This window comes from Nitrospirota bacterium (genome assembly GCA_035516965.1).
Classification (GTDB): domain Bacteria; phylum Nitrospirota; class UBA9217; order UBA9217; family UBA9217; genus MHEA01.
Genome location: DATIZR010000064.1, coordinates 1 through 16,739, shown reverse-complemented (window position 1 = coordinate 16,739; position 16,739 = coordinate 1). Strand labels below are relative to the sequence as shown.

Genomic DNA, 16,739 nt, shown 5'->3' with positions numbered 1-16,739 from the left:
GCCCGCCGGCCGGTTATTTCCTGGGCTTCTTCCCGGCATGGGCGTCGAGCGCCTTGTAAAAGTCCCTGCCCAGGAACGTCTCGATGGTCTTCTTGAGGCTCTTGTACATGGGCTCGCCCTTGGGCTTCTGCATGCAGGGAATGTGGTCGAGGTAGGGGGTGTCCTGGATCGAGAGCACCTGCCTGCCGTCCGCCAGAGTGTAGAAGGAGAGGGGGTACTGGACGCAGTCCGCGAACTTGAACTCCTCCCAGACGAGGCCCTTGTCCATGGCAAAGGTGTGCACCGCGCAGTAGCGGAATCCCTCCTTGTTCGTATAGAGCAGGGAGCAGGTCTTGTTGTGGATCAGGACGCAGCGGAAGTCCTTGCCGCCGAAGGTCCTGCGGATGGCCTTGGCCTCGTCCTCGTGGATCTCGCAGCCGCTGGGGCACTGCTTTTTGCAGTCGGCGAGGATCGTGCCGTTCTTTTTCAGGACCTCCCGGTTCTCGGAGCTTAAATAAGAAAGAATGGCCTCGAAGTGCTCCTCGATCTTCTTCGTCTCATGGTCCGGCACGATGCAGGCACGGTAGCAGCACTGGGATTTGCAGTCATATCCTTCCACGTCGCAGGTGTAGGGGCGGGTGAAGATCTCCGGGTTCACGAGCACCGAGGCGACCTCGACGAAATTCTTCTCTGAAGACATGGACGATACCTCCGGTCGGCAGAAATGCCTGAAGCTCTCTTCTATATATAGTGGTAACTCGAAAAGGCCGGTCCGCCCTACATCTTGTGGTGCGTTTGGAGCGTCCAACCCTTCAAAATCAGAGCCCAATATTAAAACTATCGGCTCCGGATGTAAAGCATTTTTTCTCGGCTCGGGAAAGTCCCGGAGAAGGTGCTCTCCGCGGGCTTTCTTCTCGAACTCTCCGATCGCTCCAGCGTCCCTTTCCTTGGACGCCAAACGCCGCTCTGGACGGCGCTGATGAGCGTTCCCGCACAGACGCGCACCTGCGCGATGCCCGGAGACGGCAGATCAAGGCTCGATCGGGGAGTTGCCGGAGCGTTGGCGTTGACGAGAGCCTCTCCGGAGAGCAGCAGACGGCGTCCCGCCCGGAAAAGTTCGCTCCCTCGTCCGCCCCCGTGAGCGGAAAATCGCGCTCGTCTTGTGGTGTCAGACGCGAGTGATGCTCCCGCGAGAAAAAAATGCAGCTCGAGGAGATTTTTTCTTGACAAAGAGAATCAATTTTGATAAATGACACATTAAATTCAGTGTGTGATCGCGCCGTCGGAAGTCGCGGCGGATTTGGACTTGAACACCAACCCTTCCGTGGGAACGGAAGGCGGTGCTCGCGGGGTCCCGGCAAGCCGGGAAGCAGGATCTGCGGGCGGAGAAGGAGGCAAACAGGTTGCACGCGTTGGGGACTCACCTGTTGTTGGAGTTGAGGGATTGCAACCCCAAGACCCTAGGCAGCTTACAGTTTGTACAGGACACACTAAAAAATGCCGCCCTGGAGGCAAAGGCGACTATTGTTGAGGTCGCCTTCCACGAATTCAGCCCCTTTGGCATCAGCGGGATGGTGGTCATCGCCGAATCCCACCTTGCCATCCATACATGGCCGGAATACGGCTATGCCGCAGTCGATGTTTTCACCTGCGGGGACCTGATCGATCCTCGGGTTGCCGCAAAATTCCTGATCGAAAAGTTTGAGTGCAAGAACCCGTCTATCATCGAGATGAAGCGGGGCATCCTCGGCGCCGAGAAGCTGCCGCACAAGCCGCTTGCCCAGGGAGAACCGGTCTTAGCATGATAGAACCCAAGAATTTCAAGTGGTTCATCGAATATACGAGTCCCCAGGAGGGTCATATCCACGGGATCCGTACCATTCATTACGCCAGCCATACCAAGTACCAGACAATGGAGATCATGGAAAGCGGGAGCTATGGCCGGTGCCTCGTCCTGGACGGCAAGATGCAGTCGTCCCTCACCGACGAGTTCATTTACCATGAGGCACTGGTCCATCCTGCGCTCCTGACCCATCCGAACCCGAAGCGGGTGTTCATCGTGGGCGGCGGTGAAGGCGCGACGCTGCGCGAGGTCCTGCGCCACAAGAGCGTCGAGTACTGCATGATGGTGGACATCGACCAGGAAGTGGTCGAAAAGTCAAAGGAGCTGCTTCCCGAGTGGCACCAGGGCGCCTTTGACGACCCCAGGACCGACCTCCGGTTCATGGACGCCCGCAAGTACCTGGAAGAGACCACCGACAGCTACGACGCCATTATCATCGACATTTCCGAGCCCGTTGAGGAAGGCCCGGCCTACCTCCTGTTCACGCGCGAGTTCTACGAGATCGTGAAGGAGCGGCTTTCCCCGGACGGGACCATCGCCCTCCAGGCCGGCACCACGGCCCTGCACCAGTTGCTCAACTTCACCGCGGTGGACAAGACGCTGAACGCGGTCTTTCCCGTGGTCGCACCCTATAACGTGTGCATACCATCCTTCGGACTCCCCTGGGGCTTTACCCTCGCCTCGAAGAACCTCGATCCCCGGAAGTTCGACCCCAAGCATCTTGACGAGATGATCAGGAAGCGGATCAAGGGCGAGAACCGCTACTACGACGGCATCACCAACCAGGGCATGTACATGCTCCCCAAGCACATCCGGAAGGCCATGGCCGAAGAGACCAAGATCATCGAAGATAATGCACCGCTCTTCACCTACCACTAGCGGCTTCGGCAAAAGTCCCTCTGCCGCGTTCTACCCCTTTTCTTGCGGTGTCCCTCAAGGTACGCCTCATACTCTGAGATCCGAGCGCCTGGCATTTGTTGTCCCTTCCGGACGCGGAAATGATATCATAACAGCATGACCGCCCCCAACCGGATAGAGGACGAGCAGTTCCGCACCCCCCTGTTCGACGCGATGGTGAACCTCGCGGAAAGCCGCAAGGTCTCCTTCCATACCCCCGGACACAAGAGCGGCAAGGGCATATCCACGCGGTTCCGCAAGTTCGTGGGGCCCCGCATCTTTTCGATCGATCTCACGACACTGGATGAGGTCGATTCGCTCCAGAACCCCACCGGCGTCATCAAGGAAGCCCAGGAGCTTGCTGCCAAGGCCGCCGGCGCGGACCGCTCCTATTTCCTCGTGAACGGCACCACCGTGGGGAACCACGCCATGGTGGCGTCCACGACCGGTCCCGGCGACAAGGTCCTGATCGCGCGCAACTGCCATCGCTCGGTCCTGACCGGGCTCATCATGAGCGGCGCCCAGCCGATATTCTTCCAACCCTCCTTTGACCGGGACCTGAAACTCACCCTGAACGTCAAGTTCGAGACCGCGAAGCAGGCCATTGACGCAAATCCGGGCGCCCGCGCCCTTTTGATCACAAGCCCGAACTACTACGGCCTGTGCGCGGACATTGAGAACATCATCCCCTATGCCCGGGAGAAGGGCCTGCTGGTCTTCGTGGACGAGGCACACGGCCCGCACCTCAAGTTCAACCCCAAGCTCCCGAAGTGCGCCCTCGAGGTCGGGGCCGACCTCTGCGTGCAGTCCACCCACAAGATCGTAGGCGGCATGACCCAGGCGTCCATGCTGCATGCAAAGGCAGAGCGCATCAATATCGACGATGTGACGAACACGCTGAAGCTGCTCCAGACCACCAGCCCGTCCTACATCCTGATGGCGTCCCTCGACCTTGCCCGGATGCAGATGGCTACGGAAGGGAAGAAGCTCCTGAACCGCACCATCAAGCTTGCCGAGGATGCGAGAGCGTCGATCGACAAGATCCCGGGCATCACCTGCTTTGGCAAGGACCGGGCCAGGCAGGCGGGCATGGCGGACATGGACGTTACGAAACTCACCATCACCGTGTCCGACATGGGGCTCTCAGGCTACCACGTCTCCCAGATGCTGAACACCCGTTTCGGCATCCAGGTCGAGATGGCGGATCCCTTCCACGTGCTCGTGATCGTTTCGATCGGCGACCGGCAGGACGACCTGAACCGGCTCGTGGAGGCGCTCCGGGTGATCTCTGCGGAGACCGGTCTCCAGGGCGCGCTCTTGCCGCTCGACAGGGTCCATCCTCCTGTCCTGAACAACAAATTCGCCATGACGCCACGCGACGCCTTCTACTCCGACAGCGAACTGGTGAGCGTGAACGACTCCGCGGGCCGGGTCTCGACCGAGATCGTGACCGTGTACCCTCCCGGCATCCCGCTCCTCGTCCCCGGGGAGGTGATATCCCAGGACGCTATAGACTACCTCCAGAACATGGCCGGCCTCGGCGCCATCATCGACGGCATGAACGAGAACAACACCCTCGTTCGTGTGGCGAAGGGGTAGGCCGAGGGCCTTCGCTCAGCCCCAAAATGAGGTGAATCAGAAAGCCCGCTCTCAGCAGAGCGGGCTTTTGTTTGTCAGGATCGACGAGTTTTACCAGAGTGCGCGGCAATCCGCCCTGTGCCGGGGGGCCAGGTCAGTTCGGCCCCTGTCCGGCGATATGGCCCGCAAGGTCCAGGAGGCGCCGTGCATAGCCGTATTCATTGTCATACCAGGCAAGCACCTTGACGACGCGGTCCCTCAGGACCCGCGTTGACTTTGCGTCCACGATCGCGGAGTGCTCGTCTCCGACGATGTCGGCGGAAACCAGCTCGTCCTCGCTGTAATCCAGGATGCCTGCCATAGGCCCGCCTGCCGCGGCCTTGAACGCCGCATTCACCTCCTCGCGGGTAGCGTCCCTTCCGAGATGGGCCACGATGTCCGTGAGCGACCCGTTCGCGACCGGCACTCGCACCGCGATCGCCTCCATCCTGCCCCTGAGCTGCGGCAGCACGAGTTGCGTTGCCGCTGCTGCGCCGGTGCTGGACGGGATCAGGGAGACGCCGGCCGCCCTTCCCCGCCGCCGGTGGCCGGGGGCCGAACGGTCGATGATCGCCTGGCTCGAGGTGTAAGCATGCACGGTCGTGGCCATGAGATAGTCGATGCCGAAGGCGTCCAGGAGCACCTTGGCCGTGGTGGCCAGGCAGTTCGTGGTGCAGGAAGCATTGGAGATGATGTGGTGCTTCGCGGGATCGTAGGATCGCTCGTTCACCCCGAGGACGATTGTCAGGTCCTCGTTCTTGGCGTCGGCGCTTATGATGACCTTTCCAGCGCCGGCCCGCAGGTGTTTTTCGGCCTCCTCCCGCTTCCGGAAGAGTCCCGAGCATTCCAGGACGATATCGATGCCCTGCCTGCGCCAGGCCAGCTTTTCCGGGTCTGTTTCGTGGGAAACGGCTATGCGGTGGGGCCCGATGTCCAGATAATCCGGTCCCGTCCTGATCTCAAAGGGCGCCCGGCCGTGGACGGAGTCATACTTGATCAGATAGGCAAGGTCTTCGATCGGCGCCGGGCTGTTGGCTGCCACCAGCGCCACGTTCTTTGGCGGCCGCTCCACATAGAGGCGAAGAGCCAGCATCCCTATGCGACCCAGGCCGTTAATGGCTATGGTTTTCATGAATTGCGTCCTTTCTCCGCGAGGCCTATAGTTAAAGCCGACCACCGAGAACACCGGGAAAATACTGAAATAATAGTCGGGTGCGAGAAAACATCTACCCTCTCCCTCTGCGCCCTCATGATATTATCCGTCCCGTAGCGTCCTTAAATCGAAACTCTTCTGGAGTAGACAGAGGATACCTCTGTGACCCCAGTCGTTTCATGTTTCATGCTATTTTTTCACGAAAAATTATTACACTGCCCCCTGAAGTGCGTCATGGCTGATACCTTGTCGTCTGGGCAAGGGTAAACCACATATGACGTCTCTGTCTCTAGTATAGCAAGAGAGATTATTTCTCCGCGCGGGATCCTCGGTGGGCGTTGATCAGGACCGTTCCTTTGCCGGCCGGCAGGTCCCGGAGAAGACCAGGCCTTTCTTGCCGTCAAGGCTTAAAGGGCTTCCTTCCCGGATGCGGGTGGTCCCGATCATGGCAAAGGGCCGGCCAGCTTCATCGACATCCACCGTGAGGTCAGCGCACGAAACGACCGCGGTAAGCCCGAATTTGAGCGCCAGGACCGACGCATGGGACGTGACCCCTCCGGCTGCCGTAATGATCCCCCTGATGACCGGCATCAGCGAGACATCTTTGGTGTCCGCGGTTCTGCGGATGAGGATCACGGGCAGGCCCGACTCGTGAGCCAGCCTTGCGGCCTGGTCAACCGAGGGGGCGAAGGATGCCACGCCGCTCAGCGCACCTCCGTTCACGCCGATGCCGCGGCCGATCACGCGGGATTCCATGCCGCAGCCCGCCGGGAACGCGGCGTCGGCCCCATCCCCCTCTTCCATGCTCCTGGACTGGAGCACGTACAGCATGGGGGCCTTGTCCCTGCCCCGCGTATAGGTCACCTCCACTTCCTGGGGCAGCCCGTCAAAGGCGGCTTCGATCGTTCGCGCGAGCTCCTGGTGCAGCCGGAAGAGCCCGGGATCGAGGTCTTCGAGGTTTTTTTGCCCGGCCGCTGCCTGCCTGCGCGACAGGGGGACGCCGGATTTCCTTCCCGACGCAAGGTCGTCGCCGCTGGCATTCTCCCGGACCTCTCCGAAGATCGCCTCCTCGTGCGTGGAGGGGTCCCTGGTGAAGAACACCGAGGCGCCGGAACCCTCCTGGTTGCCGGGGATCATTTCCATCAGCGTGACCGAGGTGCCCCATTCCTCAGACGTCCCCGTGGCGGCCCGGAACTGGCGAGCCCGGTCGCTCTGCCAAGAGGCATACACGGCATGCACGCAGCAACGCAGCTGTTCGTAGACGTCATCCGGCACCTGAAGGCCGAGCGAGCGGAGCCGTTCCTGATAGCGGCTTACGAGCGATCTTGCGTGCTCCGCGTCCGGGTGGACGTCGGCGCCCGAGCCGCGTCCGGGGCCCCCTGCGGCCTGCTCGAAGAATTCGATATCCAGCCCCAGGACCGCGGTCCCGTAATGCTCGATGAACCTCCGGTAGGAGTCCCAGCCCAGCGCCGGGTCGCCGGTCTCGTTGATGAACGCATGGGCAGTTCGCTCGTTCATGCCACAGTAGAGAATGGACGACAGTATGCCGGGCATCGAGAGGTACGAACCGCTCCGCACGGAAAGGAACAGCGGCCTGTCAATCCCGCCGAACACTCTGCCGGTTTGTGCCTCAATTGCCCGCACCCCCTCCCTCAGGACCTGATCGTCCGGGCCCTGCTCCCTGCCCGGAGGTCCGCTCCGGGTCTGCCCCGCGGGAAGGACCACGCCGGCAGGGACGGGGAGCCCCTTTTCCTTGAGCAGCACAAGGTTCTTCGCCTTTGCGCCCAGAACGGGACCGAGCCTCCATGCGTCCGCTATCCCCAGAGCATGGATGTCGTAAAAACCGGGCTCACGCGGCAGGGTCCCATCGCTATACCGGCTAACGAATATCCCATCAGGCAGCGTGCGGAAAATCGAGATGAGCGAAGCGAGCAGCCGGTCGGACTCGACGAGGCCGGGAATGCTGCTCAGGATGTCCCGCATGACCACATCGGCCGCCTTGCCGGCAAAATCCGGTGAAGACACATCCAAAACAAGGAGATGCTCAGGGAGGTCGTTCCTCGGAAGCCGTTCGATGACGTCCATGAGGGGGCCATGGAACATCCTGCTGAGCGAAGACACCATTCCCGCCAGCTCCTTTTGCCACAGCTTCAGCAGGTCTATAGTCTGCGTTGGATGAAGCCTGTCCTGCTCCAGCACGACAGAGAACTCGTCGATCCGGATGTTCCGCATGCCATACTGCCGGAGGGCCTGCCATGCCGCGGCAAGAGCAGCGAGCCATTGCCGGAGGTCGCCGCTGTTCGCCGTTGCTCCCTTTTCTTCCATCCGGGACAGAATAGCCTCGAGCAGGACGGGGACCTCTTCTCCTCGGCGCATCAGGCCGCAAAGCGCATCGAACTTCGGCTCGTGGTAGGTTCCCAGCACCGAGGGGATGCCGAAAGCGATATGCCTCTTGAAATACAGCGACTCCTGCGCCTCCGTCCGTTCCGGGGACAGGATGATGCCTTTGTACTCCTGAAGCGCCTCGACGACAGCCTGCAGGCCGGCGTTGACATCAACGACCGCGGTATCCCGGACCAGCAAAGCGTACTTCCGCGAGACCTCCTTGTACAGCTTGCTCAGGAGCTTTACCTTCCTGCGGGCCTCGCCGTCCCTGTCGTCTCCTTCGGGAAGAAGGCGGTCGATCGTTTCGTCGGTGAGCTCAAGGAGTTTTTCCAGGTGCAGCCCCCCTTCGTCCTCCACGCCGGAATCCCGGAAAAATCCTCTGATGACCGGGCTGTACCCCGCAATGAGCCCTGGCCTTGTTTGCGCGTAGATGTCAGGAGGCACGATGGTCTGCAGGAGCGTAGGATCGTTTTTGGCCCAGGACCGCAAAACGGCCTCGATCAGGCGCACGTTCTGGCTGCTGGCGTTCACGTGGACCTGTTTCCGGACAAAGTAGATCACCGGGTCGTTCCCCCGGGAGTCGATCTCCGTTGAATAGTCCCGGACCTTGCTCACCGCGCCCACATCATTGAAATACACGGGAAGCCGCGCGAGCAGCAGCTCGTTCAGGAGAAAGGGTCCCTCCATGGCCGGGGAGTTTAGAAAGGCCGATACCTGGCGCTGGAACAGCCGGTCATCGGGGATCAGGACGCCGCCAACCGACAGGTTCGCGATCACGTGGATCAGGACCCCCTCCAGCGCTCCGGTCCCCGAGCCAAGAAGGTCCATGAATTTCATCAGGAGATCGAGGTGCCGGGGGTCGACGATCTCGGCCCACGAGTCCGGTGAGAGCCCCTGCACGCGGGCTGCGGGAATGGTAATGCGCTTCACCGCGTCGGCATACGCGGCGATGAGCGGGTCCTGGCCGGATTGCAGGACCAGTCGGGCGATGCGGCCGTTCAGCAGGATCCGCTCCATGGCGCCTGACCCGCTCTCACTGATCCCGCGCACAAGAATGATGCATTCGCCGGCCAGGCCCAGGCCGAGCATCCTGTCCATGATCCGGGGCAGGGAAAAGCCGATCGATTCGAGCATGGCGCCGGACAGCCGGGCAGCAGAAGCCAGGTAGGCGGCGATGACCTGCAACACCGGGCCGGCCGATGCGGGGGTGAGGTCCTTTTCCGCAATGTCGAACAGGAGCTCGACTGCCTTCCGGTCATCCAGCACATCGAAATCGAGGCCAACGAGCACCGCGAGCGCCCGGGCCAGATCATCCCCCTTGAGCAGCCGTTCGGCTTCATCAAGCTCACGTTCCATCCGCCTCCGTCCCGCTTCCCCGAAGCGGGACAGCAGCATAACGTCTTCGCCGGGGATGAGGCCGGCAAGCGGTTCCAGTGCCCTGCTGTCGAGGAACGGGACCGAGGCGATTCTCCCCTGGATGGACCTGATCAGAACGAGCGCCGCTTCCCGTATACCGAGGCCCGGAAATCGATCAAGGAGCCGCCGCAGGGACGTAGCGGAGCGGCGTGCCTGCGGGGCAAGGTCGAGTGAAGACCGTGACAGGGCCTGCACCCAGACCAAGGCCAGGGGCTGGAGTGTCGCATACGCCCCCTTGTCCAAGCCCAGCAGGTCCAGGAGGTCGATATAATTGGATACCGGCTTGCTTCTGTCTGCGCCGGCCGTGCGTTCTGCGGCCAGGAGCATGAACCGGACCAGGACGCCGAAGGCCCTTTCAAAACCCGCTGGTTCGCTCCAGGAAAGGTCCCGCGCGAATACGGCCAGATCTTCGGAGAACGCAGCCCAGTCCTTCTTGGTGGAAAGTATCCGGGAAACGATATCCTCCGCCTTCCAGAGCAGCCCCGGCTTGTCCTTCACCGGCGACGTCAGCCGCGTGAGGTCCATACCGGCCAGATCTTCCGAGAGTTCGACAGCCGACAAATAGAGCCCGCCATTGTTCTCCTTTTTCAGCAGAAACGTTCCGACATGTCTTCCGGACCGGACAATGTCGATCTGGAGGTCCCGCGTTGCGGCAATGCGCCTGCTGTCCGCGCTGAACGAAAAGACGCCGCTTCTCAGCACAGACCGTGACAATTCGGCCCCGCTTTGGTTCAACACAGCCTCATACTCTCCTTGGGGCATCGCAAGGATCGTGCCCTGAAACGACGTTTCGTTCCCGTCGTCGGTCATGCAGAAATCCTTTGCCACCAGCGACCCAATATTCCCTTTGTACGCGGTTGCGATCGTCCCGACGAGATAGTCAAGACGACAAGCAGCATTCTGTGCTCTTACGGTTTGGACCATAAATATTCCGCTCCCCCGTTGCCCGCTCTGTCACGGGGCATACAATTGCTTTCCCTGCTTCAAGGATAGCACCGGCTCAATGGCATGGCCGCGGGCAATGGATGGAGTTCGGAATAAAGGATGAGAAACGGGCGAGTTACCGTGTTCGTCTACAAATGCCGCATGCAATGAAAAGGAAGAAACAGGCATGGCCGGGCACTTCCTTTCCGGCAGTCTGAAAAGAATTACGTAAGATGCTATCATTACACTACGAGACGTCGTTTTTCGCGGACTTGGCCGACTATTGATCACAACGCCAACGGGTATCGAATAGAGGAGGAATGATATGATCACGGTTGTTAAGCCAGAACTGAAGTACCGGTCCGGAGTCGCAGGCTTCCTGTTCTTGGCAGTGTTTGCGTTCGCTGCCTTCCCGTACCCTGCGAATGCCGAGGATCTGCCAGTGTTCCGTCAAGGCATGTGGGAATTTCAGCGTACAGCCGGTCAGCAAAAGATGGTAAACAAGAAATGCACAAGCCCGACCGAGGATATGAAACAGCAAAACGCCATGCTGGCAAACATGGGCTGCCGCGTCTCTCCCCTGACGAAAAAGGGCAATGCGTACACCTTTACCGCAGAGTGCGCGGCCGAGGGCTCGGCGGGCGGCCAGGTGAACAGCCATACCACGACGGTTGTCACGGTTGAAAGCGACAGCGCCTACACGGTGCAGGTGGACGGAACGATCAATGACCGGCCCACGAAGGAGCTGCTCGCCGCTCGGCGCATCGGCGACTGCAAGCGGTAGCCGGGGACAAATTTTGAGCCCAGGTTCAAGGTGTGCTGTATTCAGACCTGCGGGGGGGGACCGCAGCGCTGGCTCCCGCACAGAGTGCTCCGCGTTCCAGCCGTCTCACTGATTCGAAGGAAAAAAAATGGTTACATTTGCAGGCGTATCTGCGCCAACCTCGCCTCCTCCCGGACAGGACAGCGGCAAGGGGCAGAAGCGGCAGCACATGCAGCACATGATGAGGCAACCGTCATGAGGACGCCTTCTTTTGCATTGAAAATTGCTTCCCGGCATGGCATAATCGCGAAAAAATACGGCAGACAAACAGTCGTTAAGGAGCTTCTCCATGCTTTTTCAAGCGTCGCTCGGCCTCCTGGTATTCACCGGGATCGCATGGCTCGTGAGCGAGAACAGAAAGAAAGTCAAATACGTAACCGCACTGACGGGCGTCGCCCTACAGCTCGGCATCGCGGCTATTCTTCTCTATTTTCCATTCTTCAAAAGGCTCTTCCTGCTCCTGAACAATGTCGTGCTCTCCCTCGAAGCGGCGACCAGGGCGGGAACGTCCTTCGTGTTCGGCTACATCGGCGGCGGGACGCCCCCGTTCCTGCTCCAGGACCCGGGGGCAAGCTTCATCCTCGCGTTCCAGGCGCTCCCGCTCGTGCTCGTGATCGGCGCGCTCTCGGCCCTGCTGTTCTACTGGCGGATCCTGCCGCACATCGTGCGCGGCTTCTCACTCGCTCTGCAGAAGACCATGAACATCGGTGGCGCGCTCGGCCTCGGCTCGTCCACCACGATCTTCCTCGGCATGGTCGAGGCGCCGCTCGTGATCAAGCCCTATCTCAAGGATATGACGCGGAGCGAGCTCTTCTCGCTCATGACCGTTGGCATGGCATGCATCGCCGGCACGGTGATGATCCTGTACGCCACGTTCCTGAACGGAGTGATCCCCGATCCGCTCGGCCATATCCTGACGGCCTCGTTCATCCACGTTGCCGCCGCGATCACGATTGCGCGGATCATGGTGCCCGAGACCGGGGAGGAGACATCCGGGAGCTTCGCACCGCCCCGCGCCGCGACGAGCTCCATGGACGCCGTTGTTAAGGGGACAATGGACGGTCTGCATCTGCTCCTGAACATCGTCGCCATGCTCGTGGTCATGGTCGCGCTGGTGCACCTGGCGAACCTGCTGATCGGCATCCTTCCCGATGCCGGCGGCAAGCCGCTCACGCTCCAGCGCATCCTCGGGTTCATCATGGCGCCGGTTGTCTGGCTTTTCGGCATACCCTGGGCGGAGGCGCAGACCGCGGGGCAGCTCATGGGTACGAAGACGATCCTGAACGAACTGCTCGCCTTCCTCGAAATGGCGAAGCTTCCGGCCGGCGCGCTCGACCCGCGGACCAAGCTGATCATGACCTACGCGCTCGCGAGCTTTGCCAACTTCGGCAGCCTCGGCATCCTGATCGGCGGGCTCGGCAGCCTTGCGCCTGAACGGCGGGACGAGGTCGTCGGCCTCGGCATGAAGGCGCTCCTGGCCGGCACGCTGGCCACCTGCATGACCGGAGCAGTTATCGGGATTTTCACCTAACGTCAATCTGAAAGGCCAGAACCACGAAGGCGTATAGAGTGTGAAGACAGGCGGTTTTATGGATTGCTGCCTCGAATTCCATCATTTCCGCCTGAGTGATGATGGACTGGAGACACAAATTTATATTGAAAGACGCCATGAAGGAGCGCGACGGTGGCATGAAAGTATCATGGGAATTTTCGGTGTTCGTCTATGCAAAGGTGTCTTTCACGCTCTTCGATGATATCCGCATCCAATAACACCAGGGTTTTTCTTTACGGAAAGGGCCCTACTTTTTTGATCGATATGCTTCCCCGTCCCAATCTGGTATAATCCAACCATGCGCCTGTTCAAATACCGCGGAAGGTTCTTTCAGGGCGTCGGCCTCTTTCTCCGGGTTCTCCTGAGCTACAAGCTCCTGGGGCTCCGGAACGTCGCCGCCACGCCGGAGACCAGGAAATCTCGCCTTAAAGCGCTCCATGCCGCGAACGCCCGCATGATCCGCGAGCACATGATCGAAATGCGCGGCGTCCTGATCAAGATCGGCCAGTTCCTGTCCTCCCGCGTGGACATCCTGCCCGAGGAATACACCGATGAGCTGTCAAAGCTCCAGGACCAGGTGCCGCCCACGCCCTTCCCCGAGATCGCGAAGCGGGTGGCCGAGGAGCTCGGTCCCCTGGAGGAGGTCTTCTCGTCCTTCAACCAGGAGCCCATTGCGTCTGCCTCGCTCGGCCAGGTCCACCGGGCCTGCCTCAAGGACGGGGAATGCATCGTCGTGAAGGTCCAGTACCCCGGCATCGAAGAGGTGATCGCCGCAGACATCAGGACGCTCAGGTTCGTGGTCAGGATCCTCCGGCTCCTCTATCGCCAGATCAACCTCGACGTGATCTACTCCGAGTTCTCCCGCATCGTAGCGGAAGAGCTCGACTACATCCAGGAAGCGAAGAACGCCGAGACCTTCGCCCGGAACTTCGCGGACAACGACCGGATCAAGATCCCCATCGTGTACTGGCCGTTCACGACGTCGAAGGTGCTGACGCTGGAGTACCTCGCGGGGACCAAGATCACCGATTTCGACGCCATCGACCGGGAGGGGATCGACCGCAGGGAGGTCGCGCGCGTCCTCGCCGAGGCCTATGCCCAGATGTTCTTCCAGGACGGCCTGTTCCACGGCGACCCGCATCCGGGCAACATCTTTGTCCGGCCGGGGCCTGAGGTCATCCTCGTTGACTTCGGCATGGTGGACCGCATCTCCTTGCCGAAGAAGGAGGGTCTGCGCAGCGCCTTTACGGCCATCGTGGACCGCAATGCGCTGAGCCTCGTGCGTGCGCTCGTGGACATGGGGTTCATCCCGCTCACCCGCGACATCCAGCCCCTGGTCCAGTTCGTGGACCGGATCCTCCAGAAGTATCGCGACATCTCGCCCTCCGAGTTCAAGGCCATGGACATCGAGGAGATCGGGAAGGACATCATGGAAGCGCTGCAGATCAGCCCGTCGATCCAGATCCCGAACGACTTCATTCTCTTCGGCAGGGTGATCGGCATGCTGAACGGCCTCGCGTCCCGGCTCGACTCCGAAACCAACCTCATCGAGATCGCCGCTCCCTACGCGAAGCGCTTCATCAAAGCCGGCGAGTTCACGATGGAAGGCGTGCTCAAGCAGGCGGGCATATCCGCCCGGTCGGCCCTGAAACTGCCCGAACTCTTGAACGATTTTCTTGTGACCACGGGCCGGGGCGAGCTGCGCGTGGAGATCGCGTCCCGGGATATCGTGCGCATGCTCCAGCATATACACAATATCGGCCGCGGGTTCATCCTCTCGATCTTCTCCGCCGGGTCGGCAGCGGCTGGCGTTGTCTTCCGCATCAACGGGTTCGACAGGGATGCCCTGTGGTGCGCGGTCGCGGCCGGTGCCCTGCTGGCAGGGGCCGTCTATTTCATGAGAAGATCCCGGAAGGAGTTCGAATGACGCACGCCGGTAACCATCTCTCAACTCCCGTTGCTTTTAAGCTGAAGTGACTGCACTCAGCCTGGTCTCATCCTTCCTGCACTCCCTCAATCATTTCGGGGACAGAAAGCGGGCTTGGACCCTGGCGGTGCCGCTCTCCTGTTCCTCTGGGTACTTCGCATCCTGGCGAAGAAGCCCCAGGATCGCGGCTAGGCCGGAGTTCCCCGTTCTCTTCCAATCGCTTCCTCTCGCCGCCCTCTCTATTTTATTTTACGTCGTCAGTGAGCCAGGCGCCGCGCCATGCGTCAACGGAGATGCCTTCGGCACACCCGGGTTCCGATTCTCCAATTGACAGGCACGGACATCCTGCTATACAATGCACCATCTTTTTCACGAAAGGGGCTTTTCCCGTGCCGGACATCCACAGCGAACGCATTCTGATCCTCGACTTCGGCTCTCAGTATACCCAGCTCATCGCGCGTCGGGTGCGCGAGGCAAAGGTGTATTGCGAGATATTCCCGTATAACGCCGGGATCGAAAAGGTGAAGGCCTTCCGGCCGAAGGGGCTGATCCTGTCCGGCGGGCCGTCGAGCGTGTATGACGCGGGGGCTCCGCTGATCGACAAGGCACACCTCGAGATCGGCGTACCGGTGCTCGGCATCTGTTACGGCATGCAGCTTCTGACGCACGTGCTTGGCGGTCAGGTGGCCAAATCGACCAAGCGCGAATACGGCAGGGCGGAGCTCTCCATCCATAAGAACGAAGGGATCTTCAGCGGGATCGGGGAGGGAGGCAAGGCCTCGGTCTGGATGAGCCACGGTGACCGGATCGAAAAGATGCCGGAGTGCTTCACCGCCATCGCGCACACGGGCAATTCGCCCACGGCTGCTATGGCCGACGAGAAGCGGAAGTTCTACGGCGTCCAGTTCCATCCCGAGGTCGTACACACGCCGCAGGGCGTCGAGATCCTCAGGAACTTCGTTTACACGATCTGCGGATGCAAGCCCTCCTGGACCATGGCGTCCTTCGTCGACTATTCCGTGGGGGAGATCCGGAAGGCCGTCGGCAACAAACAGGCGGTCTGCGGGCTCTCGGGCGGCGTGGACTCCTCGGTGGCCGCCGTGCTCGTGCACAAGGCAATCGGCAGACAGCTTACCTGCATCTTCGTGAACAACGGCGTGCTCCGGAAGGACGAGGCCGGGAAAGTGCAGCATTCCTTCAAGGACATGGGCCTGAACCTGAAATATGTGGACGCCTCGCAGGAGTTCCTGGCTAAGCTTGCAGGCGTCGAGGACCCGGAGAAGAAGCGGAAGATCATCGGCAACACCTTCATCGACGTCTTCGAGCGGGAGGCCCATGCCGTGGGCGGAGCCGAGTTCCTGGTCCAGGGCACGCTCTATCCCGACGTGATCGAGAGCGTTTCGTTCAAGGGCCCGTCGGCGGTGATCAAGTCCCACCACAACGTGGGCGGCCTGCCGGAGAAGATGAAACTGAAACTGGTCGAACCGCTGCGGGAGCTGTTCAAGGACGAGGTGCGGGCCATCGGCCGCGAGATGAAGATGCCCGACGACATCATCGACCGCCAGCCCTTCCCGGGGCCTGGCCTGGCCATCCGCATCCTGGGCGAGGTGACCGATCCCCGTCTCAGGATCCTGCGCGAGGCCGACGCCATCGTGATCGAGGAGATCAAGAAGGCGGGTCTCTACAAGCAGATCTGGCAGTCCTTCGCCGTGCTGCTCCCGATCAAGACCGTGGGCGTGATGGGCGACGAGCGGACCTACGAGAACGTCGTCGCGATCCGCGCGGTCACGAGCCAGGACGGCATGACGGCGGACTGGGCGAAGATCCCCTATGAGCTCCTGGGCATCATGTCCAATCGCATCATCAATGAGGTAAAAGGCGTGAACCGGGTCTGCTTCGATATCTCCTCCAAGCCGCCGAGCACCATCGAGTGGGAGTAGGCGGGCTTTGCCGGGCGGGACTTCAATAGAACCCGCGATGGACCGCGGGCAGCGAAACGAAAAGAATCCGGAGAGAGGATATGAGGGACCATCTCCGTTTTTTCGATGACGAGAGCCCGCTCCGGTCCCTGCTGTACAATAATTAAAATGATCAGAAAGGTCCCATGGGAGTTCTGGACAGCATAGGCAACACGCCGCTCGTGAAGCTCGAGTCGCTCAGCCCCAACCCCAGCGTTCAGGTCTTCGCGAAACTGGAGGGGAACAATCCGGGCGGCTCGGTCAA

At 60.8% G+C, this 16,739-nt stretch carries 11 protein-coding genes; 8 read left to right on the top strand and 3 right to left on the bottom strand.

Annotation, left to right across the window (positions count from 1 at the left end; genetic code table 11):
* Positions 1–13 precede the first annotated feature (13 nt).
* On the bottom strand, positions 14–679 hold the full coding sequence (locus VL197_10160; GenBank protein ID HUJ18342.1) for a DUF3109 family protein: 666 nt from the start codon (positions 677–679) through the stop codon (positions 14–16).
* Between the two features lie 703 nt (positions 680–1,382).
* On the opposite strand from VL197_10160, the gene speD reads away from it, so the two are divergent.
* From speD to VL197_10145, 3 genes are all read left to right on the top strand, one after another.
* Positions 1,383–1,784, top strand: a complete 402-nt coding sequence (speD, locus tag VL197_10155; GenBank protein HUJ18341.1) for an adenosylmethionine decarboxylase — start codon at positions 1,383–1,385, stop codon at positions 1,782–1,784.
* Positions 1,781–2,701, top strand: a complete 921-nt coding sequence (gene speE, locus VL197_10150) for a polyamine aminopropyltransferase (protein HUJ18340.1) — start codon at positions 1,781–1,783, stop codon at positions 2,699–2,701. The genes speD and speE overlap by 4 nt, the downstream gene beginning before the upstream one ends.
* A gap of 135 nt (positions 2,702–2,836) precedes the next feature.
* Positions 2,837–4,318 carry an aminotransferase class I/II-fold pyridoxal phosphate-dependent enzyme gene (locus VL197_10145; protein HUJ18339.1) on the top strand — a complete coding sequence of 494 codons (1,482 nt, stop codon included), beginning with the start codon at positions 2,837–2,839 and terminating at the stop codon, positions 4,316–4,318.
* 133 nt (positions 4,319–4,451) lie between these two features.
* Here the strand turns inward: VL197_10145 and gap are convergent, their stop codons facing one another.
* Positions 4,452–5,468 (bottom strand): type I glyceraldehyde-3-phosphate dehydrogenase, encoded by a 1,017-nt coding sequence (gap, locus tag VL197_10140; protein ID HUJ18338.1) that lies wholly within the window; start codon positions 5,466–5,468, stop codon positions 4,452–4,454.
* A 363-nt stretch (positions 5,469–5,831) separates the two neighbouring features.
* Positions 5,832–10,214 carry a PEP-utilizing enzyme gene (locus VL197_10135; GenBank protein ID HUJ18337.1) on the bottom strand — a complete coding sequence of 1,461 codons (4,383 nt, stop codon included), beginning with the start codon at positions 10,212–10,214 and terminating at the stop codon, positions 5,832–5,834.
* Positions 10,215–10,539: 325 nt separating this feature from the next.
* Between VL197_10135 and VL197_10130 the strand changes: the two genes are divergently transcribed.
* From VL197_10130 to cysM, 5 genes are all read left to right on the top strand, one after another.
* Positions 10,540–10,998: a DUF3617 family protein gene (locus VL197_10130; GenBank protein HUJ18336.1), complete on the top strand. Its 459-nt coding sequence runs from the start codon at positions 10,540–10,542 to the stop codon at positions 10,996–10,998.
* Between the two features lie 328 nt (positions 10,999–11,326).
* On the top strand, positions 11,327–12,568 hold the full coding sequence (locus VL197_10125) for a nucleoside transporter C-terminal domain-containing protein (GenBank protein HUJ18335.1): 1,242 nt from the start codon (positions 11,327–11,329) through the stop codon (positions 12,566–12,568).
* 319 nt (positions 12,569–12,887) lie between these two features.
* Positions 12,888–14,516, top strand: a complete 1,629-nt coding sequence (locus VL197_10120) for an AarF/ABC1/UbiB kinase family protein (GenBank protein HUJ18334.1) — start codon at positions 12,888–12,890, stop codon at positions 14,514–14,516.
* A gap of 389 nt (positions 14,517–14,905) precedes the next feature.
* A complete protein-coding gene (gene guaA / locus VL197_10115) occupies positions 14,906–16,456 on the top strand; it encodes a glutamine-hydrolyzing GMP synthase (protein ID HUJ18333.1) in 1,551 nt (516 codons plus the stop codon).
* Between the two features lie 164 nt (positions 16,457–16,620).
* A partial coding sequence (cysM, locus tag VL197_10110; protein ID HUJ18332.1) for a cysteine synthase B occupies positions 16,621–16,739 on the top strand: 119 nt, incomplete at its 3' end.